The 26478-nt window shown below is 61.6% G+C and carries 25 protein-coding genes and 1 pseudogene; 12 read left to right on the top strand and 14 right to left on the bottom strand.

All coding sequences use genetic code 11. From position 1 onward, the window contains the following. Positions 1-52: 52 nt before the first annotated feature. The 6 genes from NFR87_RS08680 to yfbR form a co-directional block, all read right to left on the bottom strand. Complete coding sequence (locus NFR87_RS08680) at positions 53-466, bottom strand: hypothetical protein (RefSeq protein WP_251448969.1); 414 nt, start codon at positions 464-466, stop codon at positions 53-55. 118 nt (positions 467-584) lie between these two features. After that, positions 585-1919, bottom strand: coding sequence for a glucose-6-phosphate isomerase (locus tag NFR87_RS08675; RefSeq protein WP_251448968.1), 1335 nt, complete (start codon positions 1917-1919; stop codon positions 585-587). 157 nt (positions 1920-2076) lie between these two features. Beyond that, entirely contained in the window at positions 2077-3435 is a 1359-nt protein-coding gene (locus NFR87_RS08670; RefSeq protein WP_251448971.1) for a PFL family protein, read from the bottom strand. A gap of 18 nt (positions 3436-3453) precedes the next feature. After that, on the bottom strand, positions 3454-3723 hold the full coding sequence (locus NFR87_RS08665; protein WP_251448967.1) for an ACT domain-containing protein: 270 nt from the start codon (positions 3721-3723) through the stop codon (positions 3454-3456). Beyond that, on the bottom strand, positions 3720-4217 hold the full coding sequence (locus tag NFR87_RS08660; protein WP_251448966.1) for a hypothetical protein: 498 nt from the start codon (positions 4215-4217) through the stop codon (positions 3720-3722). Before NFR87_RS08660 ends, NFR87_RS08665 begins: the two co-directional genes overlap by 4 nt. Before the next feature lie 20 nt (positions 4218-4237). Further along, positions 4238-4816, bottom strand: coding sequence for a 5'-deoxynucleotidase (gene yfbR, locus NFR87_RS08655; protein ID WP_251448965.1), 579 nt, complete (start codon positions 4814-4816; stop codon positions 4238-4240). 135 nt (positions 4817-4951) lie between these two features. Between yfbR and mtaB the strand changes: the two genes are divergently transcribed. The 8 genes from mtaB (at position 4952) to NFR87_RS08615 (ending at position 14440) form a co-directional block, all read left to right on the top strand. Beyond that, entirely contained in the window at positions 4952-6331 is a 1380-nt protein-coding gene (gene mtaB / locus NFR87_RS08650; protein WP_251448964.1) for a tRNA (N(6)-L-threonylcarbamoyladenosine(37)-C(2))-methylthiotransferase MtaB, read from the top strand. 126 nt (positions 6332-6457) lie between these two features. After that, entirely contained in the window at positions 6458-6835 is a 378-nt protein-coding gene (locus tag NFR87_RS08645; protein WP_251448963.1) for a VOC family protein, read from the top strand. Position 6836: 1 nt separating this feature from the next. After that, positions 6837-7907 (top strand): acyltransferase, encoded by a 1071-nt coding sequence (locus tag NFR87_RS08640; RefSeq protein ID WP_251448962.1) that lies wholly within the window; start codon positions 6837-6839, stop codon positions 7905-7907. A gap of 44 nt (positions 7908-7951) precedes the next feature. Next, positions 7952-9376, top strand: a complete 1425-nt coding sequence (locus NFR87_RS08635; RefSeq protein ID WP_251448961.1) for an MBOAT family O-acyltransferase — start codon at positions 7952-7954, stop codon at positions 9374-9376. A 32-nt stretch (positions 9377-9408) separates the two neighbouring features. Continuing rightward, positions 9409-10788 carry an alginate O-acetyltransferase AlgX-related protein gene (locus NFR87_RS08630; RefSeq protein WP_251448960.1) on the top strand — a complete coding sequence of 460 codons (1380 nt, stop codon included), beginning with the start codon at positions 9409-9411 and terminating at the stop codon, positions 10786-10788. Positions 10789-10917: 129 nt separating this feature from the next. Then, positions 10918-12363: a pyruvate kinase gene (pyk, locus tag NFR87_RS08625; RefSeq protein ID WP_251448959.1), complete on the top strand. Its 1446-nt coding sequence runs from the start codon at positions 10918-10920 to the stop codon at positions 12361-12363. A 118-nt stretch (positions 12364-12481) separates the two neighbouring features. Then, positions 12482-13126, top strand: coding sequence for a TetR/AcrR family transcriptional regulator (locus NFR87_RS08620; protein ID WP_251448958.1), 645 nt, complete (start codon positions 12482-12484; stop codon positions 13124-13126). A 108-nt stretch (positions 13127-13234) separates the two neighbouring features. Continuing rightward, positions 13235-14440, top strand: coding sequence for an MFS transporter (locus NFR87_RS08615; RefSeq protein ID WP_251448957.1), 1206 nt, complete (start codon positions 13235-13237; stop codon positions 14438-14440). A 73-nt stretch (positions 14441-14513) separates the two neighbouring features. Here the strand turns inward: NFR87_RS08615 and NFR87_RS08610 are convergent, their stop codons facing one another. From NFR87_RS08610 to yabP, 4 genes and pseudogenes are all read right to left on the bottom strand, one after another. Beyond that, complete coding sequence (locus tag NFR87_RS08610) at positions 14514-14957, bottom strand: S1 RNA-binding domain-containing protein (RefSeq protein WP_251448956.1); 444 nt, start codon at positions 14955-14957, stop codon at positions 14514-14516. A gap of 56 nt (positions 14958-15013) precedes the next feature. Continuing rightward, positions 15014-15289 carry an FtsB family cell division protein gene (locus tag NFR87_RS08605; protein ID WP_251448955.1) on the bottom strand — a complete coding sequence of 92 codons (276 nt, stop codon included), beginning with the start codon at positions 15287-15289 and terminating at the stop codon, positions 15014-15016. A 208-nt stretch (positions 15290-15497) separates the two neighbouring features. Next, positions 15498-15758, bottom strand: a pseudogene (gene yabQ, locus NFR87_RS10510) (spore cortex biosynthesis protein YabQ); the annotation flags it as partial. 3 nt (positions 15759-15761) lie between these two features. Beyond that, on the bottom strand, positions 15762-16043 hold the full coding sequence (gene yabP / locus NFR87_RS08600; protein ID WP_251448954.1) for a sporulation protein YabP: 282 nt from the start codon (positions 16041-16043) through the stop codon (positions 15762-15764). Between the two features lie 128 nt (positions 16044-16171). On the opposite strand from yabP, the gene NFR87_RS08595 reads away from it, so the two are divergent. From NFR87_RS08595 to NFR87_RS08585, 3 genes are all read left to right on the top strand, one after another. Beyond that, positions 16172-16951, top strand: coding sequence for a biotin--[acetyl-CoA-carboxylase] ligase (locus NFR87_RS08595; protein WP_251448953.1), 780 nt, complete (start codon positions 16172-16174; stop codon positions 16949-16951). A 99-nt stretch (positions 16952-17050) separates the two neighbouring features. Beyond that, positions 17051-18130, top strand: coding sequence for a PTS sugar transporter subunit IIC (locus NFR87_RS08590; protein WP_251448952.1), 1080 nt, complete (start codon positions 17051-17053; stop codon positions 18128-18130). Between the two features lie 197 nt (positions 18131-18327). Continuing rightward, a complete protein-coding gene (locus NFR87_RS08585; RefSeq protein WP_251448951.1) occupies positions 18328-20889 on the top strand; it encodes a leucine-rich repeat protein in 2562 nt (853 codons plus the stop codon). 48 nt (positions 20890-20937) lie between these two features. Here NFR87_RS08585 and NFR87_RS08580 read toward each other — a convergent pair whose 3' ends face one another. The 4 genes from NFR87_RS08580 to NFR87_RS08565 form a co-directional block, all read right to left on the bottom strand. After that, a complete protein-coding gene (locus tag NFR87_RS08580; protein ID WP_338147049.1) occupies positions 20938-22095 on the bottom strand; it encodes an aldo/keto reductase in 1158 nt (385 codons plus the stop codon). Positions 22096-22195: 100 nt separating this feature from the next. Continuing rightward, positions 22196-23740 carry a ribonuclease Y gene (gene rny, locus NFR87_RS08575; protein ID WP_251448950.1) on the bottom strand — a complete coding sequence of 515 codons (1545 nt, stop codon included), beginning with the start codon at positions 23738-23740 and terminating at the stop codon, positions 22196-22198. Positions 23741-24094: 354 nt separating this feature from the next. Next, a complete protein-coding gene (locus NFR87_RS08570) occupies positions 24095-25390 on the bottom strand; it encodes a putative ABC transporter permease (RefSeq protein ID WP_251448949.1) in 1296 nt (431 codons plus the stop codon). 11 nt (positions 25391-25401) lie between these two features. Next, the gene (locus tag NFR87_RS08565; RefSeq protein ID WP_251448948.1) at positions 25402-25884 is read right to left on the bottom strand and encodes a deoxycytidylate deaminase; all 483 of its coding nucleotides are present in this window, start codon (positions 25882-25884) and stop codon (positions 25402-25404) included. A gap of 166 nt (positions 25885-26050) precedes the next feature. On the opposite strand from NFR87_RS08565, the gene NFR87_RS08560 reads away from it, so the two are divergent. Continuing rightward, a complete protein-coding gene (locus tag NFR87_RS08560; RefSeq protein ID WP_251448947.1) occupies positions 26051-26440 on the top strand; it encodes a hypothetical protein in 390 nt (129 codons plus the stop codon). Positions 26441-26478: the final 38 nt, after the last annotated feature.

Here is a 26478-nt window from a genome sequence, read left to right as displayed (position 1 = left end):
CCACTTCCGAAAGTGGCGGCCGGTTTTCTTTTGTTTTTCTCTTTTGCAGGACTCAGAAGTACTTCTTCACCCCGTCGGAGGCCAGGGAGGCGTCGGCGGAGATGGTGATGGTGAACTTGATGCCGTTCTTCTCACCGAAGTCGTTGAGCCAGTCCAGGAAGTGCTCCACCTGAGGATCCTCAGCGGAGACGTTCACCAGCTTTGTCAGGCTCTCCACAAACACCTGGGTGATGTCGTAGTTGCCCGCGTGGAGGCCGCTGATAAAGCCCTTGAGCATATCAAAGTTCTGCAAGGCGTAATCCTTCGCCTCGATCAAACGGATCTGATAATGAATGTCATAGGTCAGCTTGCTGCCGTGCTCGATGCAGACCACGCTTCCGGCCTCGCTCTTGGCGGCGGCATTGATCAGCTCGATCATCTGCTTGGTCTTGCCGGTACCCTTGACTCCCATGATCACTCTAACCATGTTGATCACTCCTTCACGTTGTCCACCGGACAGTGTTCCCGGTTTCTGGTTCTATGGTAACATTTTTCCCGCTTGGTTGCAACTCTTTTACGCAAATTCACGAAAATTTCAAATTCCCTCAGCAGCCCAGCCGCTTTTCCAGCTCAGCCTTTTGCCGCTCATAGCCGGGCTTGCCCAGCAGGGCGTACATGTTGTTCTTGTAAGCCTCCACCCCCGGCTGGTCGAAGGGGTTGACCCCCAGCAGGTAGCCGGAGACGCCGCAGGCGAACTCGAAGAAGTAGATCAGCGCGCCCAGGCTCCGCTCGTCCCGGGCGGGGGCGGTGATGAGGATGTTGGGCACCCCGCCGTCCACATGGGCCAGGATGACCCCCCGCAGGGCCTGCTCGGCCACGAAGGCCATGGACTTGCCGGACAGGAAGTTGAGCCCGTCCACATTCTCCGGATCGTTGGGGATATTGAGGGAGCTGTGGGCCTTGTCGAAGCGCACCACGGTCTCCATCATCACCCGCTCGCCCTGCTGGATGAACTGGCCCATGGAGTGCAGGTCGGCGGTGAACTCCACGCTGGCGGGGAACAGGCCCTTGCCCTCCTTGCCCTCGCTCTCTCCGAACAGCTGCTTCCACCACTCGCCGAAGAACCGGAAGGCGGGCTCGTAGCCGGCCAGGATCTCCACCCGCTTGCCGCTTTCATAGAGGGCATGGCGGGCGGCGGCGTACTGCCAGGCGGGGTTGTCCATGCCGGGCTTGGCGAGAAGCTCCATCTCCTCCCGGGCGCCCGCCATCAGAGCCTCGATATCCAGCCCGGCGGCGGCGATGGGCAGAAGGCCCACGGCAGTGAGGACGCTGTAACGCCCGCCCACATCGTCGGGCACCACGAACTCCTCATAGCCCTCCTTGTCGCTGAGACCCTTCAGCGCCCCCCGCTTGGCGTCGGTGGTGGCGTAGATGCGGCCCCTGGCCCCCTCCTTGCCGTACTTCTCCTCCAGAAGGGCCTTAAAGATGCGGAAGGCCACGGCGGGCTCGGTGGTGGTGCCCGACTTGGAGATGACGTTGACGGAGAAGTCCACGTCCTTCACCAGGTCGATGACCTCGTTCATAGCGTCGGCGGAGAGGCCGTTGCCGGCGAAGTAGATGGCGGGGCCGCCCTTCCTGGCCAGGTTGTAGTTGTTGGAGGTCAGGGTCTCAATGACCGCCCGGGCCCCCAGGTAGCTGCCGCCGATGCCGATGACCACCAGAGCCTGGGAGTCGGAGCGGATCTTGGCGGCGGCCTTCTGGATGCGGGCAAACTCCGCCTTGTCGTAGTCGGCGGGGAGGCGGACCCAGCCCAGGTAATCGCTGCCCGCGCCGGTGCCGTTCATTACATATTCATGGGCCTTCTCCAGGCCCTTTTCCTCCCCAGCGCGCCAGCCAGCGGGAAGGAAGGGAGAAACGTTGGAAAGATCAAGATGAAGCATATCAGTGACCTCCTGAGTAAACAAATTCAGGACGCTTGTCCTCCTGTATGTACAGTATACACCGGCGCCGCTGTTTTGGAAAGGGATTTTATGGCGTTTTTGCCAATTTTTCTTTCAGGCAAACCCGGCAGAGAATGGGGGCTGAAAATGATCGCCCTCAATTTTTCAGGCTCTGCATGGGGGCCGGGATCCGGCCTCCACGGCGGACAAAGTCCGCGCTGGACTCAGGGTGTACCGGCATCACCGGGGCCGAGCCCAGCAGCCCGCCGAACTCCACCATGTCCCCCACCTTTTTGCCGGGGGCGGGGATGAGCCGCACGGCGGTGGTCTTGGAGTTGACCATGCCGATAGCTGCCTCGTCGGCGATGATGGCGGAGATGGTCTCGGCGGTGGTGTCGCCGGGAACGGCGATCATATCAAGGCCCACCGAGCACACACAGGTCATGGCCTCCAGCTTGTCAAGGCACAAGGTTCCCGACTGGGCGGCGGCGATCATGCCCTCGTCCTCGCTGACCGGGATAAAGGCTCCAGAGAGGCCGCCCACGCTGGAGGAGGCCATGACGCCCCCCTTCTTCACCGCGTCGTTGAGAAGGGCCAGGGCGGCGGTGGTGCCGTGGGTGCCGCAGGTCTCCAGGCCCATCTCCTCCAAAATCCGGGCCACGCTGTCCCCGATGGCGGGGGTGGGGGCCAGGGAGAGATCCACGATGCCGAAGGGCACGTTCAGCCAGCGGGAGGCCTCCTGGGCCACCAGCTGGCCCATGCGGGTGATGCGGAAGGCGGTCTTCTTCACCGTCTCGGCCACCACGTCGAAGGGGGCACCCTTCACGCTTTGGAGGGCGTGGTACACCACCCCGGGGCCGGAGACTCCCACGTTGATGACCCGGTCGCCCTCGCTGACCCCGTGGAAGGCCCCCGCCATGAAGGGGTTATCCTCCACGGCGTTGCAGAACACCACCAGCTTGGCGCAGCCAAAGCCCCCCCGATCGGCGGTACGCTGGGCCAAGTCCTTGATGGTGCGGCCCATGAGGGCCACTGCGTCCATGTTGATCCCCGCCTTGGTGGAGCCCACGTTGACGCTGCCGCAGACCAGCTCCGTCTCACTGAGGGCCTGAGGGATGGAGCGGATGAGCTTTTCGTCGGCGGGGGTCATGCCCTTCTGCACCAGGGCGGAGAAGCCGCCGATAAAGTTGACTCCCGTCTCGGCCCTGGCCTTATCCAGGGCCACGGCGAAGGGGGTGTAGTCCTCGCACCGGGAGGCCCCCGCCACCAGGGCCATGGGGGTCACCGAGATGCGCTTGTTGACGATGGGGATCCCAAATTCGTGTTCGATGTCCTCCCCCGTCTTCACCAGATCCTTGGCGGAGCGGACGATCTTTTCATAGATCTTCCGGCAGGCGGCCTTGGGATCGCTGTCGCAGCAGTCCAGCAGAGACACCCCCATGGTGATGGTCCGCACGTCCAGGTGCTGCTGGTCGATCATATGGATGGTATCTAAAATTTCATTGGAATTGAACATGGGCATGGCTATCACCTCTCAAATGCGGTGCATGGCATTAAAAATATCTTCTCTCTGCGCGTGGATGGCCAGGCCCTGGGTCTTGCCCTCCTCCTCCAGCAGCTTTACCAGCTCCGCGAAGGGCACCTTGGCGTCCTTTGTATCCACCAGCATGATCATGGTGAAATACTCCTGCAGAATGGTCTGGCTGATGTCCAGCACGTTGACCCCCTGCTGGCTCAAAAGGGCGCAGACCCGGGCGATGATGCCCACCTGATCCTTTCCAATGACGGTGACGATGGCTCTCATGATAAAAATGCCTCCTTTGTATTACGGTACACCCAAATGGCGCTGAATATGTCCACGCAGAACAGGAACTGTAATATCCCATTGACGACGGCCGTCCGGTTGCTCAGCCTGCCCTCCACCCGGCACCGGAACACCGCCGCCAGGCCCACCAACCCGCTGAGGAAGATGGTCAATACATCCACCACCCAGATCAGCACCGGCACCATGGGGATGGCGAAGAGAAACATGGCCCCCAGAAACAGCACGATGTAATTCTGGATGTGAAACAGTTTGATGAGCATACTGGCCAGGGCCAGCTTCCGCCCCTCCCAGCGGCCCCGGAGGCTCTGCCATAGGGTGACGACCGCCCCCGCAAGGCCCAGAAGCCAGAAAAGCCCCAGCAGAAGCACCGGAGAAAAAACGGGCGACGCCGTCCCGCCCGCCTTCGCCAGATCTCCCACCACCCAGATGGCGTAGGGAAACACCGCCACGGGCAGCAATGCGATCCATTTCATAAAATCCACCGTCCAGCCCTTTACTGCAATTCATCCAGGGTCAGCTCAAAACCGGGGAGGAAGTGCTCCATAAAGTAGCTTAGAGCGGGCAGATCCATCTGCTCCAGAGCCTTCCGGGTCTGCTCCGCCGCCAGACGGAACTCGGCGTTGCCCGCCTTGACCTCCTCCAGGCACTTGATGTGGGCGGAGAGCTTGTCGGCGGCCTTTACGACGGCGAGCAGCTCAGGCTCCAGCTCCTCCCGGACATAGGGGGCGAACTCCCCGCGCATCTCCTCCGGCAAAAGGGACAAAAGCTTATCCGCCGCCACACTCTCCACCGCCTTGTAGGCGCTTTTGATGGCAGGGTTATCGTACTTCACCGGGGTGGGCAGATCCCCGGTGAGGATCTCCGAGGCGTCGTGGTAAAGCCCCGCCACGGCGGCCTTCCCCGGATCCACCCTGCCGCCGAACTTCTCCCGGTCAATGACCGCCAGGGCATGGGCCAGAACAGCCACCATGTGGGAGTGCTCCTGGATGTTCTCCACCTGGGTATTGCGCATAAGCCCCCAGCGGTCGATATAGCGCATCCGGCCCATGAGGGCAAAAAAATTGTAGGACATTGTCCCCTCCCCGGCGTTTGCCTCTGGACGAACGCCGTTTTCTCTTTTATAATAATAGCCTGGAATCAATGTAACTGATTATACAGCAAACCCCACCGCTCTTTCAAGCATGAAATGGGGTTGGAGGGAAAACCCATGAAAATCGCCATCTATACTCTGGGCTGCAAGGTCAACCAGTACGAGACCCAGGCCATGGAACGGGAGCTGACAGGCCGGGGCCATACGCTGGTGCCCTTCGGCCAGGCCGCCGACGTCTGCATCATCAACACCTGCACCGTCACCGCCGTCAGCGACCACAAGTCCCGGCAGGCTATCCGCCGGGCCAGAAAGGCCAATCCCGCCGCCGTCGTGGCGGTGTGCGGCTGCTACGCCCAGACCGACCCCCAGGCCGTGGCCCGGCTGGAGGTGGATCTGGTGGGCGGCGCCAGCCAAAGGCTGGCCTTTTTGGACGAACTGGAACGGCTGGCGGCTTCCCGCGCCTCCGCCCAGACAAGACAGGAGGACGGTTCTTACTGTCCCCCCGGGGCAGAAGACCCGTCCCCCTGTCTTGTGACCACCGATAATATTATGTCAACCCGCATCTTCGAAGAGCTGCCCGCGGGCGGGCTGGCCTCCCGCACCCGGGCCATGCTGAAGGTGGAGGACGGCTGCGTCAATTTCTGCTCCTACTGCATCATCCCCTACGCCCGGGGCCCGGTGCGCTCCCTCCCGGTTCAGCGGGCGGCGGAGGAAGCCAGGCGCCTTATGGCGGAGGGCTACAAGGAGCTGGTGCTCACCGGCATCGAGATCTCCTCCTGGGGCCGGGATCTGGCCAAAGGGGCAGAACAGAAAGACAAGGAAGACAAGCCGGAGCTGGCCGACCTGGTGGAGGCCATCTGCGCCGCCGCGCCGGAGTGCCGCATCCGCCTGGGGAGCCTGGAGCCCCGCACCATCACGGAGGACTTCTGCCGGCGGATATTAAGTTTACATAATTTATGCCCCCATTTTCATCTTTCTCTCCAGTCTGGCTGCGACGCCACCCTGAAACGGATGAACCGGAGGTATGATACCGCCCGCTACCTGGAGAGCGTGAAGCTGCTGCGTAAATATTATGTAAACCCAGGGATCACCACTGACCTCATTGTGGGCTTCCCCGGCGAGACCGAGGAGGAATTTGCTCAGACTCTGGCCTTTCTGGAGAAGTGCACCTTCACCGCCATGCACATCTTCCCCTACTCCCCCAGGCCCGGCACCCCCGCCGCCGGGATGCCGGATCAGGTGTCCAACGGGGAGAAGGAGCGCCGGGCCCACCGGGCCGCCCAGGTGGCGGAGACCCTCCAGCACGCCTATCTCCAAAGCTGGGTGGGTCAGAGCCTTCCCGTCCTCTTCGAGGAGGAGAAGGATGGCTTCACCCGGGGCTACGCCCCCAACTATGTGGAGGTGAAGCTCCCAGGGCAATACAGTTTACATAATATTGAAAAATCTGTCCATATCACCGCCGCGGAGAAAGACTTTTTGCTGGGAGAGCTCATCTGACCGGCAAAAACCTATTTTCCCCATTTTTCTCCCATCTCTTTCTTGTTTCGCGCTTTCTTTTGTGATAGAATAAGGTTTACTGTGAAAAAGTATGGGTACTTTCATCTTTTCTTCAGGAGGTCGCCTATGTTTTCCTTCAACCACTTCAATTTCAATGTCCGGGATCTGGACAAGTCCCTGGCCTTCTACCAGGAGGCGCTGGGGCTTTCTGCCGTCCAGAAGAAAGCCGGCGAGAACGACTTTGGCCCCTATCAGATCGTCTTTCTCTCCGACGGGGCCTCTTCCTTCCGCCTGGAGCTGACCTGGCTGGCCGCCCACGCCGACAAGGCTTACGATCTGGGGGAGTGCGAGTTCCACCTGGCCTTCACCGTGCCCGACATGGACGCCGCCCACGCCCTCCACGAGAAAATGGGCTGCATCTGCTTCGAAAACCCGGATATGGGCATCTACTTCATCACCGATCCCGATGGCTACTGGATCGAGATCGTGCCGGAGAAGAGATAACATGGCAGAAAAGATCAACGGCCGGGTGGCCTTTGCCGACCTGCTGCGGGTCTTTGGCATCCTGGCGGTCATCATCCTGTCCCTGACAGGGCTGCGCATTGAGCATGTGGCGGTCGCCAGCCAGAGCTGGTGGGTACTCAACCTATACGACGGCCTCACCCGCTGGTGTGTGCCCGTGTTTGTCATGCTCTCAGGCATGTTCATGCTGGATCCCAAAAAGGGGATGCCCCTGACCAGGCTCTTCTTCCACAACGCCCTGCGCATCCTCATCTGCCTGCTGTTTTGGGGCGGGGTGTACGCCGTGGTGTCCTACATGACCGCCGGGGGCCGTTTTTCCTGGCTGGGACTTTGGAGGGCCGTCTGCTCCGCCCTCCGGGGCAACACCCACTACCACCTGTGGTTTCTCTATCTCATCCTGGGCCTCTACCTGGTGACCCCCATCCTTCGCGCCTTCGTCCGGGGCGCCTCCCGGCGGGATCTCCACTACTTTTTCGTCCTCGCCTTCCTTTTCGCCTCCCTGCTGCCGGCGCTGTTCCACTTCTGGCCCAACTCCACCGCCGCGCTCCAGGTCTGGTACGACCGGCTGGAGGTGCGCCTGGTAATGGGTTATGTGGGTTACTTTGTGGCAGGATATTATCTCAAGGAGTATACCATCAGCCGTATCGCGGAGGCTGTCATCTACATCCTGGGCGTCGCCGGGGCAGTGGTCACCGTCTGGGGCACCGCCCTCCTCTCCCGCTCGGCGGGCGCCTTTGTGGACACTCTTTACGGCTGGTTTGCCCCCAATGTGGTGTGGTTCTCCATCGCCATCGTCGTCCTGTTCCGCTATGTGCTGGGCGTCAGTGAGGAGCGCTCCCGCCGCCAGCGGCTCTCCGGTGTGGCGCAGCTGGTCTTCGGCATCTATCTGGTGCACGTATTCTTCCTCATGCTGCTGGACTTTTTCGGCATCACCGTTATGTCCTTCTCCCCCGTCTTCTCTGTGCCGCTCCTGGCAGCGGCGGTGTTCCTCTGCTCCTTCGCCCTGAGCTGGCTGATCCGCCACATTCCCTTTTTGGGCAGTTGGTTGACATAATTTAGGCGCTGCCCGCCATATCCTGACAGAAAGGAGGTTGCCCCGTGCTTTTTTCCAGCTCTGTGTTCCTGTTCCAGTTCCTGCCCCTGGTGCTGGCCCTGTACTACATCCCCTTCCGGGATCGGCGCGGGGCGCAGAACCTCCTGCTCTTGCTCGCCTCTTTGTTCTTCTATGCCTGGGGTGAGCCCCGGTTTTTGCCGGTGATGGTGCTCTCCATCGCTATGAACTACGGCTTTGGCCGTTGGGTGCACCGCTGGAAGCGCCAGTGCCGCTATCTCACCGCCCCCATCGCCGCGGCGGTGGGCTGCAACCTGGCGCTGCTTTTCCTGTTCAAGTACCTGGTCTTCTCCGTGGAGAGTCTCAACGGCTTGGGTCTGAACCTTCCCGTGCCCGGTATCGAGCTGCCCATCGGCATCTCCTTTTTCACCTTCCAGGCCCTGAGCTATGTGCTGGACGTGGCCTCGGGCAAGGCGGAGGTGCAGCGCTCTCCCCTGGCCCTGGGGCTCTACATCTCCTTCTTCCCCCAGCTCATCGCCGGCCCCATCGTGAAGTACGCCTCCGTGGCCCGGCAGATCGACGGCCGCCGGGAGACCTGGGAGGACTTTTCCGCAGGCTGCGTCCGCTTCCTCACCGGCCTTGGAAAAAAGGTGCTCATCGCCAACCAGATGGCCGTTGTGGCCGACCGGGTCTTCGCCAGCGACCCCGCCGCCCTGTCCATCTCCATGGCCTGGCTGGGCTCTTTGTGCTATACGTTCCAGATCTACTACGATTTCTCCGGCTACTCCGACATGGCCATCGGCCTGGGGCAGATGTTCGGATTCCACTTCGCGGAGAACTTCGACCACCCCTATTCCTCCCGCTCCGTCACCGAGTTCTGGCGCAGGTGGCACATCTCCCTTTCTTCCTGGTTCCGGGATTACCTCTATATCCCCCTGGGGGGCAACCGGGTAACTCCCAGGCGGCACGTCTTTAACCTCTTTGTGGTCTGGCTCCTCACCGGCTTCTGGCATGGGGCCAACTGGACGTTCGTGGTCTGGGGTCTGCTCTACTTCCTGCTGCTGATCCTGGAAAAATACTGCCACCTGGGAGAAAACTGGCCCGGTATTTTCAAGCGGCTCTACACCTTGGCCGCCGTGAACTTTTTGTGGATGCTCTTCCGCGCCGACACCCTGTCCTACGCGGGACAGTTTTTCCTGACTATGCTGGGCGTGAATGGCTCCGCCCGGTATGACGCCGTCTGTCTTCTCTATCTGCGGGAGAACGCCGTACTTCTGGCGCTGGCAGTCCTCTTCTCCGGCGGCTTTGCCCTCTGGTTCAAGGAGCGGCTGACCCATCTGCACCCCGGCGGCCACAACCTCTCCCTTCTGTGGGATCTGCTCTACACCCTGGGTATGGCGTGTATCGCGGTATTGTCCGCGGCCTGCCTGGTAAAGGGCACCTACAACCCCTTCATCTACTTCCGGTTTTGAGTTTTTCCTCCCTTTGAAAGGTGGTGACTTCCATGACAGCACGCAGAAACACCGGCACCGCCGTCCTCTTCCTGGCCGGCATTTTCGGGGCAGTGATCTTTCTTTTCTTTGGGGCCCTGTCCCAAAGCGGCGGCTTCCTGGAAGCCGCCCGCCCCAGCCGCTCTGACCATCAGCTCTTCGCTCCGCCCCATAAGACCGTCCGCGTCGGCCAACCCGTGAAAAACCCCGGTCTCATCTCCCTGTCCAAGGTCTCTATGGAGAAGGTCGACGCCTTGATCCAGGGCTCCGAGCCCGCCCTTAACGCCGCTTTGGATCGGGACTACAGCTTCATCAATCTTTACGGCGCCTCCCAGAAGCTCCTGGGCCGCCAGGTGGTGGAGGATGTGGAGCCCAAATACACCGTGGTCAGGCTGGCTGACGGCTCCCTCACCTTCGCCAACCCGGACGCCCAGCAGGTGGATATGACCGTCCGGGCCCAGGAGATGGTAGAATTCGCCCAGCGCTTGGAGGAGGAGTACGAGACCCCCCTTCTCTACATCCAGGCTCCCTCCAAACTGGCGATGGCCTCTCTTCCTGACGGCATCAACGACTACGCCGACGCCGAGGCAGACCAGTTCCTCTCCATTCTGGAGGAACACGAAGTGGACACCCTGGATCTCCGTCCCGCCTTCCGCCAGGCGGCAGCGGAGGGCCGGGCGCTGGACGAGCTGTTCTTCCGCACCGACCACCACTGGACCGCCGCCGGGGCCTTCCTGGGCTTCCAAACCCTGGCCGACAAGCTCCGGGATGATTACGACTACACCATCTACCCGGAGATCACCGACCCCGGCCATTACAATAAATATACCTTCCACGACATCTTCCTGGGCAGCCAGGGTAAGCGGGTGGGAACGGCCTATGCCGGCCTGGACGATTTGGAGGTTTGGTCGCCCAATTTTGAGAGTGACTTCACCTACACCGTACCCATGAGCGGCATCGAGCGCCGGGGCCCCTTTGCCATGAGCCTCCTCTTCCCCGAAATGCTGGCCACGGACGAGAGCTTGTACGAGTCCAATCCCTACACCGTCTACTCCGGCGGCGACTTCCTTCTGGCCCGGACAGTGAATGAGGTCAGCCCCTATCCCTGGGGCCGCCGGGTGCTGGTGCTCCGGGACTCCTACGGCTGTGCCTTCACCCCCTTCCTCGGCATCATCTCCGGCGAGGTCATCACCATCGACCCGCGGCTTTTCAACGGCGACCAGGAGGAAATGCTCAGCTATGTGGAGTGGTTGGAGCCAGACCTGATCTTCGTCCTTAACACCACCAGCTCCCTGCGGGTAGACGAGCTGTTCCCCTACCTGCCCACTGCCAGGGCCGACGCGCTGGAGACCAAGCGCCTGGAACGGGAGCAGGGCACGTCCCACGTGTGGTAAAAAAAGCGGCAAAACCATCCGTTTTGGTGGTTTTGCCGCTTTTCATTTTCGGTAGAATATAGTATGATAAACTGGCTTATAAATCGAACATCGGCTTCAACTGCTGTACCCAATTATGGAGGTATCAGAATGAATATGAGAAAGACCAAGATCGTCTGTACTCTGGGCCCCTCTGTGGACAGCGAGGAGATGCTCCGCAAGCTCATCCTCGCCGGCATGAACTGCGCCCGGTTCAACTTCTCCCACGGCACTCATGAGACCCAGCTGTCCACCCTTACAAAGCTCAAGCGGGCCCGGGACGAGCTGGGCCGTCCCGTGGCCACTATGCTGGATACCAAAGGCCCCGAGATCCGTGTCAAGACCTTTCAGAACGGCCCCGTGACCCTCACCGAGGGCGGCCAGTTCACCCTCACCACCCGGGATGTGGCCGGCGACGACGGCCAGGTCTCCGTGACCTACACCAACCTCCATCAGGAGGTGGAGCCGGGCACCCGCATCCTCATTGACGACGGCCTGATCGAGCTGAAGGTGGTCTGCGTGGAGGGCCAGGAGATCCGCTGCACTGTGGTCACCGGGGGAACGCTGTCCAATAACAAGTCCATCAACATCCCCGACACCAAGATCCAACTGCCCGCCCTCACCGACAAGGACCGGGAGGATCTCCGCTTCGCCGCCGAGAACGACTTCGACTTTGTGGCGGCCTCCTTCATCCGCAAGGCCAGCGACATTGAGGATATCCGCGCTGAGCTGGCCAAGTGGGGCGGCGAGAACATCCGCATCATCGCCAAGATCGAGAACCGGGAGGGCGTGGACAACTTCGATGAAATTCTCTCCGCCTCCGACGGCGCCATGGTGGCCCGGGGCGACCTGGGCGTGGAGATCCCCGCCTACGAGGTTCCCATCATCCAGAAGGAGATGATCTCCAAATCCGCCGCCGCGGGCAAGAACGTGGTCACCGCCACCCAGATGCTGGACTCCATGATCCGCAATCCCCGCCCCACCCGGGCGGAGATCAGCGACGTGGCCAACGCCGTTTTCGACGGCACCTCCTGCGTCATGCTCTCCGGCGAGACCGCCTCCGGCAAATATCCCATTGAGGCCCTGGAGACCATGGTGAAGACCGTCCTGGCCGCCGAGAGCGCCATCAATTACTGGGGCCGGTTCATCAAGAACTACAGCCTCAGCGCCACCGGCAGTTCCGCCTCCATCAACCAGGCCATCAGCCACACCTGCTGCTCCACCGCCATGGACTTGAACGCTGACGCCATCCTGGCCGCCACCACCTCCGGTCACACCGCCCGGGTCATCTCCCGGTTCCGGCCCCCCTGTCCCATCGTGGCCCTCACCACCTCGGAGAAGTGCCGCCGCCAGCTGGCCATCTCCTGGGGCGTCCAGCCCCTGCTCTACGGCTCCGTGGACTCCACCGACCGGCTGTTCTCCCTGTGCGTGGACACCGCCCGGAAGGAGGGCCTGGTGAAGCCGGGAAACACGGTGGTCATCACCGCCGGCGTGCCCCTGAGCGCCAAGGGCACCACCAACCTCATCAAGGCCCAGGTGGTAGACGAGCCGCTGTAAGGCCCAAATCAGAACCGACCCATCAAGGGGCAGGCGATAGACGCCTGCCCCTTGACTTTTCCGGCGGCCTTTGCTATTCTATACATACTGACGGTATGTATAGAGAGGTGGACTTACAATGGCACGAAACAAATACCCGGAGCAGACCCGGCAGAAGATCCTGGATGTGGCCTTCCGGCTGTTCTCTGAAAAGGGGTATGACCACACCACCATCCAGGACATCGTAGACGGGCTGGGCATGAGCAAGGGCGCTGTGTACCACCATTTCACAAGCAAGGAGGACATCCTGGATCACCTCTATGACCGCTATTATGTGGATTCCAAGATGTTTGACGTACTGGACGCCCCCTCCCGCTCCGGACTGGAAAAGCTGCGGGAGCTGCTGCGGCGGCAGCTGACCGACCCGGGAAAGCTGGAGATCGATGATATCACTGTTTCCTTTGAGCGCAACCCCCAGCTTATTCAGCTCCTGCTCACCACCTCCGTCCGCGACGCCGCGCCCATCATCCAGCGGCTTTTCGAGGAAGGCGTCGCCGACGGCTCCATCACCACCCTCTATCCCAAGGAGGCCGCGGAGAGTTTCATGGTTCTGCTGAACCTGTGGGCAGGCGTCTTCTCCCACAGCCGGGAGGAATTTATGGCAAAGTTCCGTTTCCTGAAGGCCATGAGCGACGGTCTGGGGATCCCCGTTTTTGACCAGGCGCTGATGGACACCTTGGACGCCTACTACACCCGCATCGCCCATAAGCTCGCCCAACCGTAATTCCAGAAAGTCCTGCCCCACCGCCCCACAGGGGCGGTTCTTTCCCTCTTCATACATACCAACCGTCGGTATTTATAATTTCAAATCTATCTATCAGGAGGTATCCCCATGAATGAAGTACTCTTCTCCCGCAGCTTTGCCCTTATGCTCCTGGGCCAGGTCGTATCCATCCTGGGCAACGCCATGCTGCGCTTCGCCCTGTCTCTCTATGTGCTGGATCTGACAGGCTCCGCCACCCTGTTCGGCGCGGTGCTGGCCGCGTCCATGCTCCCCACCGTCCTCCTCTCCCCTGTGGGCGGCGTGCTGGCCGACCGCCTCCCCCGGCAGAGGATCATGTATGTCCTGGACTTCCTCACCGCCGCGGCGGTCTGGAATTTCGGCACATTCGGACTGGGCGGCTCCGCGCTTCCCCCCGCCGCCCTGCTGCTTTTTCTCTCGGCCATTCAGGCCCTCTACCAGCCTTCTGTCCTCTCCTCCGTTCCCCTCCTGGCGCCCCAGAGGGCACTGGCCCGGGCCAACGCCCTGGTGACCCAGGTGTCCGCCCTGTCCACCCTGCTGGGGCCGGTGGCCGGCGGGATGTTCTATGGCTTCTGGGGTATGCGGCCTCTGTGCCTCATCAGCGCCGGATGCCTGCTGGCCGCGGCGGTGATGGAGTGCTTCCTGCGCATCCCCTTTACCCCCGCGCCGGGACACGGGCTGGGAACCGCCTGGAGGGATCTGGGGGAGGCAGGCCGTTTCCTGGCCGCCTCAGGGCTTCTGCCGCTGCTGGGGGTGGTAGCGGGGATCAACCTGTGTCTTTCCCCCCTCTACCTGGTGGGTCTTCCCTACTTTGTAAAGATCACCCTGGGCCTGTCCAGTCAGCTCTATTCCCTGGTAGAGGCCGCTATGGGCCTGGGAACAATTTTGGGCGCCCTTCTGGTGGGCGCTCTGGGAAGCCGCCTGGTCTTCTCCCGCTCCTGGCGGTATCTGCTCGCCGGGGCGCTGCCCCTGGCGGCAATGGCTCCGGCGATAGCCTTCCGGGGCCTCCCTCTAATCTCCTGGGGTGTCTTGCTCACCGCGGCCCTGTTGGGAATGACCGCCGCCGGCGTATTCTCCATCCTGGCTCAGACCTATTTCCAAACCATGACGCCTCCCGCCCTTCTGGGTAAGGTGGGCTCCTTCGTGACGGCGGCCGCCGCCTGCGCCCTGCCTCTGGGACAGGGGCTGTACGGCGCAGCTCTGGATCATCTGCCCGCCTGGCTGGTTCCCCTGCTGGGTCTTGCCGCCTGCCTCCCCCTTATTGGCACGGCCCGCCGCAAGCTGGGGGATATTTAGGGCCGCCGGTGCAAAAAAATGTCCCGGCCACAGGGCCGGGACATTTTTCAGATCTGTTTTCAGCGGCGCTTCCTCACTTCCGGTTGCCCCGGCGAGAGCCCCGCTTCTCGTTCATCTTCAGCTCGGAGAGCTTACTGTCCGAGGAGGCCATAAACTGCTTGAGCCGATCCTCAAAGGTCTGGGGCTCGGCGGGCTTTTTGGGGCCGGTAAAGCCAACGGGACGGGAGTCACGGCCGCCGGAGCCGGGCCGGGACGCCCCGCTTCCGGCGGGACGGGGCGGCGGATCCTGCGCCTTTTTGATGGACAGGTTGATGCGGCCGCTGTCATCCACATTGATGACCTTGACCTTGACCTCCTGGCCCTCCTGCAAGTAGTCCTTTACATCGTTGACGTATGTATACGCGATCTCCGAAATGTGCACCAGCCCGGACTTGCCCTCGGGCAGGGACACGAAGGCGCCGAACTTTGTGATGCCCGTCACCTTGCCCTCCAAAACAGAACCTACCCCAAACTCCATACCGACAGATATGTCCTCCTTGATGATTTTTCCTCTCTCGCGGCCACACAAACCGCTCAATCAGTGAAGATGATGACCTTTTCGCCCGGTGCGGCCAGCCCCAGCTCACCTCTGGCGATGTCAGCCTGACGGCCGGGATCGTCGCTGTGATCGACGGCGTCCTGAAGATCGGCGTTGATCTGGGTCTGCTGGGCCACCCGGCTCTTCAGCTCCTCCCGCTCGTTCATGGCCAGGGCGATCTGCCCCTGCATCCGCAGAAGGCTCACGGTGGCGGCGATGATGAGCACCAGCACGACGATCTTTGTCAGGAACCCCGCCTTTTTCAGCTGCATGGCCGCCACCTCCTTCCATCCGCTCCATTTCGCCTATGGTACAGCCTATTCTATACCATTTCAAAAAATAATGGAAGAGTTTTTTCCCATTTTTCCAAAATTTTTTATGTAAATCTGCGAGGAGGCGGATCGGGCCCAAAAAAAGTCCCCACAGGAAAAGCAGTCCATCCACCAGAAGGTTCCCCAAAAGAAGAGAAAAACGGCTCAAAAGCAGGAAATAGAGCATCCCTCCCAGCACGGCGCCCACCAGCAGATAGATGCGCACCTCCCCGTTCCCCGCCGCCACGGCATAGAAAAAGAGGGCGGCCACAGAAAGGGGCCAGTAGAGAAGATCCAAAAGGGAACCCAGCGGCCCCAGGCGGAACCGTCCCCGCAGCAGGCGGAAGAGATCGTAGACCAGACCCAGCGCGCCCCCCAGCGCCAGTACGCCCAGAAAGGCCAGTGCCTGGGCGATGACCGAGACCTCCATCCCTTACCCCAGCAGCCGGGACAAAAACCCGCCCTTTCCCCGGCGGGGGGCCTCGTAGACCAGGGACTCGATCATCCCCTCCACCTTCAGATCCCCGCCGTCCAGGCTCAGCTTCTCGATGTGCAGCTCCTCTCCCCGCACTACCAGAACTCCCTGGGCCGTATCCATGACGATGGTGTTCTCATCGAAGCTCTCCACCTCCTCCACACCGGATACGGTGAGCTTTTCCCGATCCTCCAGGATGAGATGATGGTTCAGCTCCATCCTTGCTTCCTCATAGGGCATGGTATCCCCGCCTTTCCACTTGATATCACCACACTATATGGGACAAAGCCGGGGGATATGCTTGGCCCTTGACGGGCCGTCCCTTTGGGGGTACACTGGAAAAAACGCCTGCAAGGAGGGCCCTTTCCATGTCCTTTCCCGATCTGTCCTGTCCCCACCGTCAGGTGGGCCGCCAGGTACTTTTTTACCCGAGCATAGACTCCACCAATGAGGAGTGCCGCCGCCTGGCCCAGGCCGGAGCGCAGTGCGGTACGGTGGTCATTGCCGGGAGCCAGACCAGTGGCAGGGGCCGGCAGGGCCGCGCCTTCCAGTCCCTGGCGGACAAGGGGCTCTACCTCTCCGTCCTGCTGCGCCCCCAGGCGGCATCCATGGAATTGCTCAGCCGCCTCACCCCCTGGGCGGCGGTGGCGGTATGCCGGGCCCTGGAGGGGCTCACCGGCCTTTCCTTTTCCATCAAGTGGGTCAATGACGTGCTGCTGGAGGGCAAAAAGCTCTGCGGCATCCTCACCGAGCTCTCCTTCCACGGGGACGGCGCTCTGGACTGCGCCGTGCTGGGCATCGGCATCAACCTGACCCAGACCCGTGAGGATTTCGGCCCGACCCTCTCCGCCACCGCCACCTCCCTGGGCCAGCACATGGCCGTCCCCCCCACTCCGGCGGAGATGGCTGGCGCCCTGCTCACAGAGCTGGACAGGCTGTGGCGGGACTTCCCCCACGCCCAGGAGATATATCTGGAGGAATACCGCCGGCGCAGCGCCGTCATCGGCCGGGCGGTTCGGTTCCCGCGGGAGGGGCAGACCATCCAGGGCACCGCCCTTGGCATCAACGGCGACTTCTCCCTCCAGATCTCCCTTCCCGACGGCGGCGAGACCGCCCTCTCCGCCGGGGAGATCAGTGTGTGCCTGTAAGGGCTTGACAAATCCATCCATATGGCTATAATAGGACAAGGCATGTGTCAAGACACCCGCTTTGTCCTATTTATTTTCCGGAGAAAAGAGGTCTTTTCCTTGGCTGACATCCCGTCCTTTCTGAAACGCAAAAACATTGTCATATCCGCCAGGCGCTATGGCATCGACGCCTTGGGGGCCATGGCCCAGGGTCTTTTCTGCTCCCTGCTCATCGGCACCATCATCAAGACCCTGGGGCAGCAACTGGGCCTTTCCTTCCTGGTGGACATGGGCACCTTTGCCTCCGCCATGTCCGCCCCCGCCATGGCCGTCGCCATCGGCTACGCACTCCAGGCCCCTCCCCTGGTGCTCTTTTCCCTGGCGGCGGTGGGGCAGGCGGCCAACGCTATGGGTGGGGCCGGCGGCCCCCTGGCGGTGCTCTTCATCGCCATCATCGCCGCGGAGATCGGAAAGGCGGTGAGCAAGGAGACTAAGATCGACCTGCTGGTCACCCCCGCCGTCACCATCTTTGTGGGGGTGAGCCTATCCTATCTCATCGCCCCTCCCATCGGCGCCTTTGCCGACGCCTTCGGCACCCTTATCAACCGCACCACCATGCTCCAGCCCTTCTGGATGGGCATCGCCGTCAGCGTGCTGGTGGGGATCGCCCTCACCCTGCCCATCTCCTCCGCCGCCATCTGCCACTCCTTCAGCCTGGTGGGCCTGGCGGGGGGCGCCGCCGTGGCGGGCTGCTGCGCCCAGATGGTGGGCTTCGCCGTTATGAGCTTCAAGGAAAACCGCTGGGGCGGCCTGGTAAGCCAGGGCCTGGGCACCTCCATGCTCCAGATGGGCAATATCGTGAAAAATCCCCGCATCTGGATCCCTCCCACCCTGGCCTCCGCCATCACCGGGCCCATCGCCACCTGCCTATTCAAGCTGGAGATGAACGGCGCGGCCATCAACTCCGGCATGGGCACCTGCGGCCTGTGCGGCCAGATCGGGGTGTGGACGGGCTGGCTCGCCCCCAGTGAAGCGGCGGTGAGCAAGGTGGGGGCCGTGGCCATCTCCCCCACCGCCTTCCACTGGCTGGGGCTCATCCTGATAAGCTTCGTCCTCCCCGCCGTGCTGTCGGTACTTTTTTGCCAACTCCTGAGAAAGATCGGCTGGATCAAAGAGGGCGATCTGAAACTGCCGGAATAACGCCGCATACAAAAGAAGCCGTCCGGTGGACGGCTTCTTTTTCTTTCTCTCCCAACGGCTCCCCCCCTATCCGGATCTGGAAAATCTCCTTGACTTTTCCGTTCGCCTATTTTATCATGAAAGTAGTTTTGTTTTGCTAAATATCGCCCTTTGACTAACCCCTCTTTTGAGGAGACAACGTGAGGAGAATGACAGAAATGAAAAAACGCCTGCTTTCCACCCTGCTGGTTCTCGGCCTTTGCCTGGGGCTGGCTGTTCCGGCCTTTGCCGCAGAGGAGGACTTTGTCATCGAAAACGGCGTCCTCGTCGAATATAACGGCACCGGCGGCAATGTGGTGATCCCCGATGGGGTCACTGAGATCGCTCCCGAGGTGTTTTACGGCTTTTTCAGCTTTTCCGGGCTGAAGGTCACCCTGCCCGGCTCCATCCGGGTCATTGGGCAGGAGGCCTTCTGTGAATCGCCCTTGTCCTCCATCAACCTGCCCGAGGGGCTGACCACCATTGAGGACATGGCCTTCGCCGAGTGTGGAAGCCTCGCCTCCGTCACCTTGCCTTCCTCCCTGAGGACCATCGGGAACGAGGCCTTTGACAACTGCCGCAGTCTGGCCCGGGTCAGCTTCTCCAGCGGTCTGCAGGAGATCGGCATGAACGCCTTCTCCTTCTGCGCTCTGACCCAGGTGGACGTTCCCGCCGGGGTGACGGTGGGCCGGAACGCCTTTTACGGCAACCCCATCACCAAGGCCACCTTCGGGGGCCGCGCCGTGACAAAGGAAGAACAGACGGCCTACTTTTATGATACCCCTCTCTACTACGGAGTCAGCGATGGAGAGGAGAGCGGCGGGGATCAAAACCCCAGCCAGTCCCAGGACCCCGCGCCGACCCAAACGCCGGTCCAGGACGATTCCATCTTTATCATAGAAAACGGCGTGCTGGTCCGCTGCACCGCCACCTCGGGTACGGTGACCGTCCCCGACGGCGTGACCGCCATCGGCAGCGGGGATAACCGGGTCTTTGAGCGGGGCGTTCTCAAGGTGATCCTGCCCGATACGGTCCGCACCATCAACGCAGACGCCTTCTGGGACAGCACGGTCCAGGAGGTCAACATCCCCAGCGGCGTCACTGAGATCGGAATGCGGGCCTTCTTGGAGTGCACCTATCTCAAGCGTATCACCATTCCCAATTCGGTAACTGTGATCGGGGAGCAGGCTTTCCAGAACTGCACCTCCCTCACCAGCGTGACCCTGCCCAACGCCTTGACGGCGGTGGAGGCCTATGCCTTCTGCGGCTGCTCCGCCCTCACCTCCGTCACCATTCCCGCCTCGGTGCGGGAGATCGGAGATAATGCCTTCAGCAGCTGCGCTCTCACCTCCGTCACCCTGCCCAAGGGGCTGAAAAAGCTGGGCACTGGCGCCTTTTCTGGAAACGCCTTCACCTCCATCACCCTGCCTGACGCTCTGGAGGCGATAGGGACCGGCGTGGTCTCTGGCTGCGAAAACCTGACCAGCATCACCTTCCCCAAGACGGGCAAGCTGGCGGAGAGCATGAAGGGCATGACCGCCAACCAGTTTATGAACTATCTGGGCCAGTGCCCCTCCCTGAAGGAGGTCGTCAATCTGCCCAGCGAGCAGATGGCAAACCGGATAGAGACCTTCCGCGCCCTCTTTGACGGGGTGGACCCCAGCCGCTGGGTGACCGAGCAGAGCTCCGCCATTGTGGCGAAATCCAACGAGATCACCGCCGGGCTCACCGGTGATTATGAAAAGGCCCAGGCCATCCACCGGTGGGTGGCGGAGAACGTGGTCTATGACTATGAATACTTCCGGGGGCAAAAGGAGCATACCTACCTGCGCAGCGAGGACGTGCTGGAGCATAAGCTGGCGGTCTGCTCCGGCTATACCAACCTGACCCGGGCGCTTCTGCAGGCTCAGGGCATTCCCACCGTGTATGTCCACGGCACTGCCAGCGGCGACGGCCACGCCTGGAACGCCGCCTATATCGACGGGCAGTGGATCTGGATCGACTCCACCTGGGGCCGCCCCGGCAATGGCGCTTTCTACGACCCCCGGTACTTCGACGCCGGAGACTTCTTCCTGGCCCAGACCCATGAGGCGTTCACGCCCGCTGCGTCCCTCAACAATTTCAAGGCCGGCGATCCCAAGGCCGAGGTGACCGTGGAAGCGGAGCTGCCCGATCCCAACGACCTTCCCTCCTCCTGGGCCCAGGAGCAGGTGGACGCCGCCATTCGCTCCGGTTTGGTGCCCGAGGACCTTCAGACAGGCTATCAGGATAACATCACCCGGGAGGATTTCTGCCGGCTGATGGTGGTGCTGGTGGAGGAAAAGACGGGCATGTCCGTCTCCGTCTACGCCATCGTCAAAGGCAAAACCATCACCGATCCCTTCACCGATACCGACAACGCCGATATTCTGGCGGCCCACGCCTTGGGCATTGTCAACGGCACCTCGAAAACCACCTTCAACCCCACCGGCTCCATCACCCGGCAGGAGGCGGCCTCCATGCTCTCCCGCACCGCCCAAGTGCTGGATATGACCGCAGGCAAGGGCCAGAGCTTCAACGATGAGGCTCAGATCGCCTCCTGGGCCAAGGAGGGCGTGGCCTTTACCTCCGGCCTGACTGACCCCACCACCGGGAGCGCCGTCATGGGCGGCACCGGCAACGGGAACTTCTCCCCTCTGGACTTCTACACCCGGGAGCAGGCCTATATCACCTCTCTTCGTCTGTCCCACTGCGGGGAGTAACATCGATCAAAAAAAGCCGCCCCTCTCGGGGCGGCTTTTTTGATCCTCTCAGGCGCCGAAGATCTCTTTGGCCTGGCGCATGTTCTCCCGTATGTCCACATGGAAGGGGCAGCGGCCCTCGCACTGGCCGCACTGGATGCACTCCCCCGCCTTGTGCTTCAGCACGGCATAATGCTCCCGGACGGTCTCAGGCGGCTCCCCCTGGGCGCGGGCCAGGTTGAGGAACTTGGTGAGGGTGGCGATGTCGATGCCCACCGGGCAGGGGGCACAGTGGCCGCAGTACATGCAGTGGCCCTCCCACCGGATGCGGGGGAAGGCGGCAAAAGCAGAGGCGTAATCCCGCGCTTCTTCTGCGGCCTCCAGGTAGTTCAGGCTCTTCTCCAGATCCTCCAGGCTCCGGGCCCCGCACATGACACAGGCCACGGCGGGCCGGTCAAGGGCATACTGGATGCACTGCTCCGCCGTCAAAGCCGCCCCCGCCGGGGACAGCTCGGCATCCAGCAGGTCGCCGCCGCCAAAGGCTTTCATAACGGTAATGCCCACCCCCAGCCGCTGGCAGGTCTCATAGAGCTTCTCCCGGTCGGGATCCATGTTGGTCAGCGTCCCGGCGTACTTATCCGCGGCCCAAAGCTGCTCGATGTCGTCGTCTCCGGGCTGGAGATCGTAGCAGGGGTTGACGGAGAACATGAGCACGTCGATCAGGCCGCTCTCCACCGCGGGCTGCGCCGCCAGAGGATTGTGGCTGCTCATGCCGATGTATTTGATGCGCCCCCGCCGCTTCTGCTCCTGGGCATAGGCCATAACGGGGCCGTTTTTGATCTCCTCCCACAGCTCCGGAGAGTCCACATAGTGGATCATCCCGATGTCCACATAGCCGGTACCCAGGTTAGAGAGAAGGGTCTCAAAGGCGTGGGCCACCTCCTCCGGGTCCCGGGTGGCCCGGTACTGATCCTTCTGCGTATCCCACATGGAGCACAGGTGGCATTGGAGGATGAACGCCTCCCGCCGTCCGGCAATGGCCCGGCCCACCTGGCGCTGGAGGTTGGGATCGGGGCTGTACATATCCATGCAGTTTACCCCGGCGTTCAGAGCGCGGCGAAACATGGCCTGGGCAAAGGCGTCGTCCTGCTTCAGAAAGCCCTCGCAGCCCAAGGCGATCTCACTGACCTTCAGGCTGGTGCGGCCCAGAATACGGTACTTCATCATGCTGCCTCTCTCCTTTTTGCCGTTTCCTCCATTAAACCTTAAAGCACGTTAAATGTCAAGAAAAATCGCCTCATTCCAACGAATGAGGCGATTTTTTCACTTATTTCGCGTAATCCACAGCCTTGGTCTCCCGGATCACGTTGACCTTGATCTGGCCGGGATACTCCATCTCGTCCTCGATCTTCTTGGCCACCTCCCGGGCCAGGAGCACCATCTGATCCTCGCTGACCTTCTCCGGCTCCACCATAATGCGGATCTCCCGGCCGGCCTGGATGGCGAAGCACTTCTCCACACCGGGGAAGGAGGCGCCGATACCCTCCAGGGTCTCCAGGCGCTTGATGTAATTCTCCAGGTTCTCCCGCCGGGCGCCGGGCCGGGCGGCGGAGACGGCGTCGGCGGCCTGCACCAGCACCGCCACCAGGGTCTTGGCCTCCACATCGTTGTGGTGGGCCTCGATGGCGTGGATGACCTCTTCACTCTCGTGATACTTCCGGGCCAGCTCCACACCGATGGCCACATGGGAGCCCTCCACCTCGTGGTCGATGGCCTTGCCCAGATCGTGGAGAAGGCCCGCCCGCTTGGCGGTGTTCACATCGCCGCCCAGCTCGGCGGCCATAAGTCCGGCCAGATGGGCCACCTCGATGGAGTGGCTGAGCACGTTCTGGCCGTAACTGGTACGGTACTTCATGCGGCCCAGCAGCTTAATGAGCTCGGGGTGGATGCCGTGGACGTTGGTCTCAAAGACGGCCCGCTCGCCCTCGGCTTTAATGGTGGCGTCCACTTCCCGCTTGGCCTTCTCCACCATCTCCTCAATGCGGGCGGGGTGGATCCGGCCGTCCTGGATCAGCTTTTCCAGGGCGATGCGGGCGATCTCCCGGCGCACCGGGTCGAAGCAGGAGACCGTGATGGCCTCCGGGGTGTCGTCGATGATGAGGTCAACGCCGGTGAGGGTCTCCAGGGTGCGGATGTTCCGGCCCTCCCGGCCGATGATGCGGCCTTTCATCTCATCGTTGGGCAGGGGCACCACGCTGACGGTGGCCTCGGCCACATGGTCGGCGGCACAGCGCTGGATGGCAAGACCGATGATCTCCCGGGCCAGGTTGTCCGACTCTTCCTTGTAGTGGTTTTCCGCCTCCTTGATCTTGGCGGCGGACTCGTGCTCCACCTCGTGGGCCAGCTGGCTGACCAGCATATCCTTGGCCTCTTCAGCGGTCATGCCGGAGATCCGCTCCAGCTCTGTGCGCTGCTGGATCTTGATGCCCTCGACCTCTTCCTTGGCCTGCTCCAGCTCGGAGAGCTTATCCTGAAGGGTCTCTTCCTTCTTTTCCAGGTTCTCGGTCTTTTTATCCAGATTCTCTTCCTTCTGCTGCAGGCGGTGCTCCTGCTTCTGGATATCGCTACGGCGTTCCTTTTCCTCCTTCTCCCACTCGTTGCGGGCGGTGAGGATGGCCTCCTTGGCCTCTACCATGGCCTCTCTCTGCTTGTTCTCGGCGGTCTTGATGGCGTCGTTGAGAATGCGTTTGGCCTCCTCCTCGGCGGAGCCCAGCTTCTTCTCCGAAACGTTGCGGCGGTATACGCTGTCCGCAAACGCGCCCACAAGCAGTCCTGCTACGGCCATGATGACACACAGCACATTAAATTCCATATCCTGCCTTTCACACCTCCGTCAAATTTTTGTCCTCCGGGCCAGTCCCGGATCTTCAAAAAAAGAAAAGCGCCTAAGGCGCTTTTCAAGAGAGACCTGTGATTTTGTCGAAAAAGGGCGTACTCCGGGCGTTTTACGGCACAGCAGGGCGCAATTTTAGGGTATGTTCCTGTTTATATCGGTCAAAATTGCAACGAAGCTGTGACGCGGAAAGGCCAAGGGCGTCCCAGTCGGTAAAGATCACAAAGTGCTCTCAATTATGCACCGACTATATTTTACGTCCAGGCGGCCTTTCTGTCAAGGAATTTCATTCGCGAAGCACAAATTTTTACTGGAAATACCTCCGATTTTTATTCACTCTGTCCGCACCGCCGCGGGATAGACCTCCGCCAGCCGCGCGTCCCCAAAGTGCTCGTCCATCAGCCGTTCCACCCCGTTTTGCGGCGCAAGGCCCTGGGCGCGCCCCTCCGCTCTGGCCAGGGCCACTCCGCTCACCGCCACGTCCACGACCAAAAATACCGCCAGCGCCCAGGTCAGAGGCCGGCCCCATTTTCGGGGGATGCGCTCGATAAGGCCGGAGACCTTCGGGTAACACGCCCGCATCCAGACCACTGCGGCAATGCCCCAGAAGAAGCAGAACAACAGATTCACCCGCCCTGCCAGGTTGAAGGGAATGTGGCTGTAGTCCCAGAACACCACGCCGAAGATCTGCTCGGTAAAGACGCTGCACAGGTACTCGTAGGCTCCGCCCAACAGGGTGCCCGCCAGGAAGAGAAAGCTGTCGGAGCGCTCCCGGTAGCGGTGGAGCAGCAGGCTGGCCATGGCCAGCGCCAGGCCCCAGACGATGGAGAGATCTCCCCAGACCAAGCTGGAACGGCTCATCCAGACCCCCATGCTCACCCGGCAGAAGAGGGTCTCCGCCACATCGCCCACAAAGGCGCCGATGAGAAAGAGCCAAAAGAGCTTATAAAAGCCGCAGCCGGCGGCAAAAACGGGCTCCTTTTCCCGCCCTTTGCGAAACGCGGCCTTGGGGTGGGCCTTTTGGATCCGCTTTTCCGTCTTGCGCAGCACCCAGCTGCCCAGGCGCACCGTCACCGCCTCCAGGCGGTTTCCCATCTCCTCCACCTGGGGCATGCGGTGCAGCGTGCCCGCCAGGGTGAGGGCGGTGGCCAGACAGTCCAGGGCAAAAACACCCAGCAGGGCCCACAGCAGAAGGTGGGCCACCGCAGGGGGCACGACGCCTCCGATCCATCCCAGAACGGGAATGAGCCACTTGACCGCCGCCGTACCCAGAACGCCCCACAGCAGCGAGGCGGTCAGGCAGACGTAGCCGTCCAGGTTCCCCCTCCGGCCGGAGTAGTCCCACCAGCGGGTGCCGGTGAGCTTATAGAGCCAGTGGCCGGAGAGCCACTCCGCCACCGTGGCGTAGATGCTGCTGCCCAGGAACAGGAACACCCAGTTCTCCGCCAGGTCACACAGGGCGATGCTGATGACCACCCCCGCTGCGCCGTAGACCACGCAGACGGGGCCAAAGAGAAGGCTTCGATCCACATATCTCCGCTCCCGGACGGCGGCCGCAGTGGTCTCCAGCAGCCAGCCCAGGAAAGCGTAGCAGAAAAAGAGCCAGACAAGACGGTAAAAGGTTTCCACAGCGTCTCCCTTTAGGGGGCCTCCGGCAGCGAGTCGTCCTCCCGGATCCAGTCCTCCACATGGACGACGGTGTACTCCGTAGGTGTACGGCGGATGACCACCCGCTCGATGCCGGCATTGATGATGAACCGGCGGCACATGGAGCAGGAGGTGGCGTCGCCCAGCAGCTCCCCGGTCTTGGCGTCCCGCCCTGCCAGGTAGAGGGTGGCCCCCAGGGTCTCGCTCCGGGCGGCGGAGAGGATGGCATTGGCCTCGGCGTGGACGCTGCGGCACAGCTCATAGCGCTCCCCCGAGGGGATCTGCATGGCCTCCCGGGTGCAGTAGCCCAGGTCGGCGCAGTTCTTCCGGCCCCGGGGGGCCCCATTGTAGCCGGTGGAGATGATCTCGTCGTTCTTCACCAGGATGGCGCCGTAACACCGGCGCAGGCAGGTGGAGCGCTCCAGCACGGTCTGGGCGATGTCCAGATAGTAATTTTCCTTATCGATGCGTCCCATAAATGGCGGCCTCCTTGGCGTTTTTCAACAGTATACCGTTTTTTTCGCCCCATGGCAAGCCCTGTCCCCCGTGGATGTACAAGTTTACATTTTATTTACGTTTCCTTTCTTGACCTTTGCCCCAGAAAAGATTATCATGTTTTGTAAAAGGAAAGGGGGCGGCGGGATGAACTGGATGCGGCGCATCATGTACGGGCGCTACGGCGTCGATCAGCTCAGCTTTGCCCTCATGGGCGGTTATCTGGTCGCCTATTTGCTGTCTCTGGTTTTCCGGGGGTGGCTGCTCCGGTTGGTGTGTACCCTGTGTCTGGTGCTGGCCTTCTACCGGATGTTTTCCCGGCAGATTGAGCGCCGCCGGGCGGAAAACGATAAATTTCTGGAGGCCATTCGCCCTCTGGTGCGGTGGTATAATGTACGCAAATGCCGCCGCAACGACCGTGACCACTGCTATTTCAAGTGTCCCAACTGCGGCCAGCAGCTCCGGGCTCCCAAGGGCAAGGGGAAGATCTCCGTCACCTGCCGCAGCTGCGGGGCCAGCTTCGAGGAAAAGACCTGAATCATAAAAAATACAGGGGCCGGCGCATCAGCGCCGGC

The organism is Vermiculatibacterium agrestimuris (genome assembly GCF_943193085.1).
In the GTDB taxonomy this organism is placed as follows: Bacteria; Bacillota; Clostridia; order Oscillospirales; family Oscillospiraceae; genus Vermiculatibacterium; species Vermiculatibacterium agrestimuris.
The sequence above is the reverse complement of the archived record's forward strand: the minus strand, read 5'-3'. Positions and strand labels throughout refer to the sequence as shown.

Excerpts from the sequence above, each read along its gene's own strand:
- NFR87_RS08680 (WP_251448969.1), bottom strand. The coding sequence starts at position 466 with ATGGTTAGAGTGATCATGGGAGTCAAGGGTACCGGCAAGACCAAGCAG.
- NFR87_RS08675 (WP_251448968.1), bottom strand. The coding sequence starts at position 1,919 with ATGCTTCATCTTGATCTTTCCAACGTTTCTCCCTTCCTTCCCGCTGGC.
- NFR87_RS08670 (WP_251448971.1), bottom strand. The coding sequence starts at position 3,435 with ATGTTCAATTCCAATGAAATTTTAGATACCATCCATATGATCGACCAG.
- NFR87_RS08665 (WP_251448967.1), bottom strand. The coding sequence starts at position 3,723 with ATGAGAGCCATCGTCACCGTCATTGGAAAGGATCAGGTGGGCATCATC.
- NFR87_RS08660 (WP_251448966.1), bottom strand. The coding sequence starts at position 4,217 with ATGAAATGGATCGCATTGCTGCCCGTGGCGGTGTTTCCCTACGCCATC.
- yfbR (WP_251448965.1), bottom strand. The coding sequence starts at position 4,816 with ATGTCCTACAATTTTTTTGCCCTCATGGGCCGGATGCGCTATATCGAC.
- mtaB (WP_251448964.1), top strand. The coding sequence starts at position 4,952 with ATGAAAATCGCCATCTATACTCTGGGCTGCAAGGTCAACCAGTACGAG.
- NFR87_RS08645 (WP_251448963.1), top strand. The coding sequence starts at position 6,458 with ATGTTTTCCTTCAACCACTTCAATTTCAATGTCCGGGATCTGGACAAG.
- NFR87_RS08640 (WP_251448962.1), top strand. The coding sequence starts at position 6,837 with ATGGCAGAAAAGATCAACGGCCGGGTGGCCTTTGCCGACCTGCTGCGG.
- NFR87_RS08630 (WP_251448960.1), top strand. The coding sequence starts at position 9,409 with ATGACAGCACGCAGAAACACCGGCACCGCCGTCCTCTTCCTGGCCGGC.
- pyk (WP_251448959.1), top strand. The coding sequence starts at position 10,918 with ATGAATATGAGAAAGACCAAGATCGTCTGTACTCTGGGCCCCTCTGTG.
- NFR87_RS08620 (WP_251448958.1), top strand. The coding sequence starts at position 12,482 with ATGGCACGAAACAAATACCCGGAGCAGACCCGGCAGAAGATCCTGGAT.
- NFR87_RS08615 (WP_251448957.1), top strand. The coding sequence starts at position 13,235 with ATGAATGAAGTACTCTTCTCCCGCAGCTTTGCCCTTATGCTCCTGGGC.
- NFR87_RS08610 (WP_251448956.1), bottom strand. The coding sequence starts at position 14,957 with ATGGAGTTTGGGGTAGGTTCTGTTTTGGAGGGCAAGGTGACGGGCATC.
- NFR87_RS08605 (WP_251448955.1), bottom strand. The coding sequence starts at position 15,289 with ATGCAGCTGAAAAAGGCGGGGTTCCTGACAAAGATCGTCGTGCTGGTG.
- yabP (WP_251448954.1), bottom strand. The coding sequence starts at position 16,043 with ATGCCCTATGAGGAAGCAAGGATGGAGCTGAACCATCATCTCATCCTG.
- NFR87_RS08595 (WP_251448953.1), top strand. The coding sequence starts at position 16,172 with ATGTCCTTTCCCGATCTGTCCTGTCCCCACCGTCAGGTGGGCCGCCAG.
- NFR87_RS08585 (WP_251448951.1), top strand. The coding sequence starts at position 18,328 with ATGAAAAAACGCCTGCTTTCCACCCTGCTGGTTCTCGGCCTTTGCCTG.
- NFR87_RS08580 (WP_338147049.1), bottom strand. The coding sequence starts at position 22,095 with ATGATGAAGTACCGTATTCTGGGCCGCACCAGCCTGAAGGTCAGTGAG.
- rny (WP_251448950.1), bottom strand. The coding sequence starts at position 23,740 with ATGGAATTTAATGTGCTGTGTGTCATCATGGCCGTAGCAGGACTGCTT.
- NFR87_RS08565 (WP_251448948.1), bottom strand. The coding sequence starts at position 25,884 with ATGGGACGCATCGATAAGGAAAATTACTATCTGGACATCGCCCAGACC.
- NFR87_RS08560 (WP_251448947.1), top strand. The coding sequence starts at position 26,051 with ATGAACTGGATGCGGCGCATCATGTACGGGCGCTACGGCGTCGATCAG.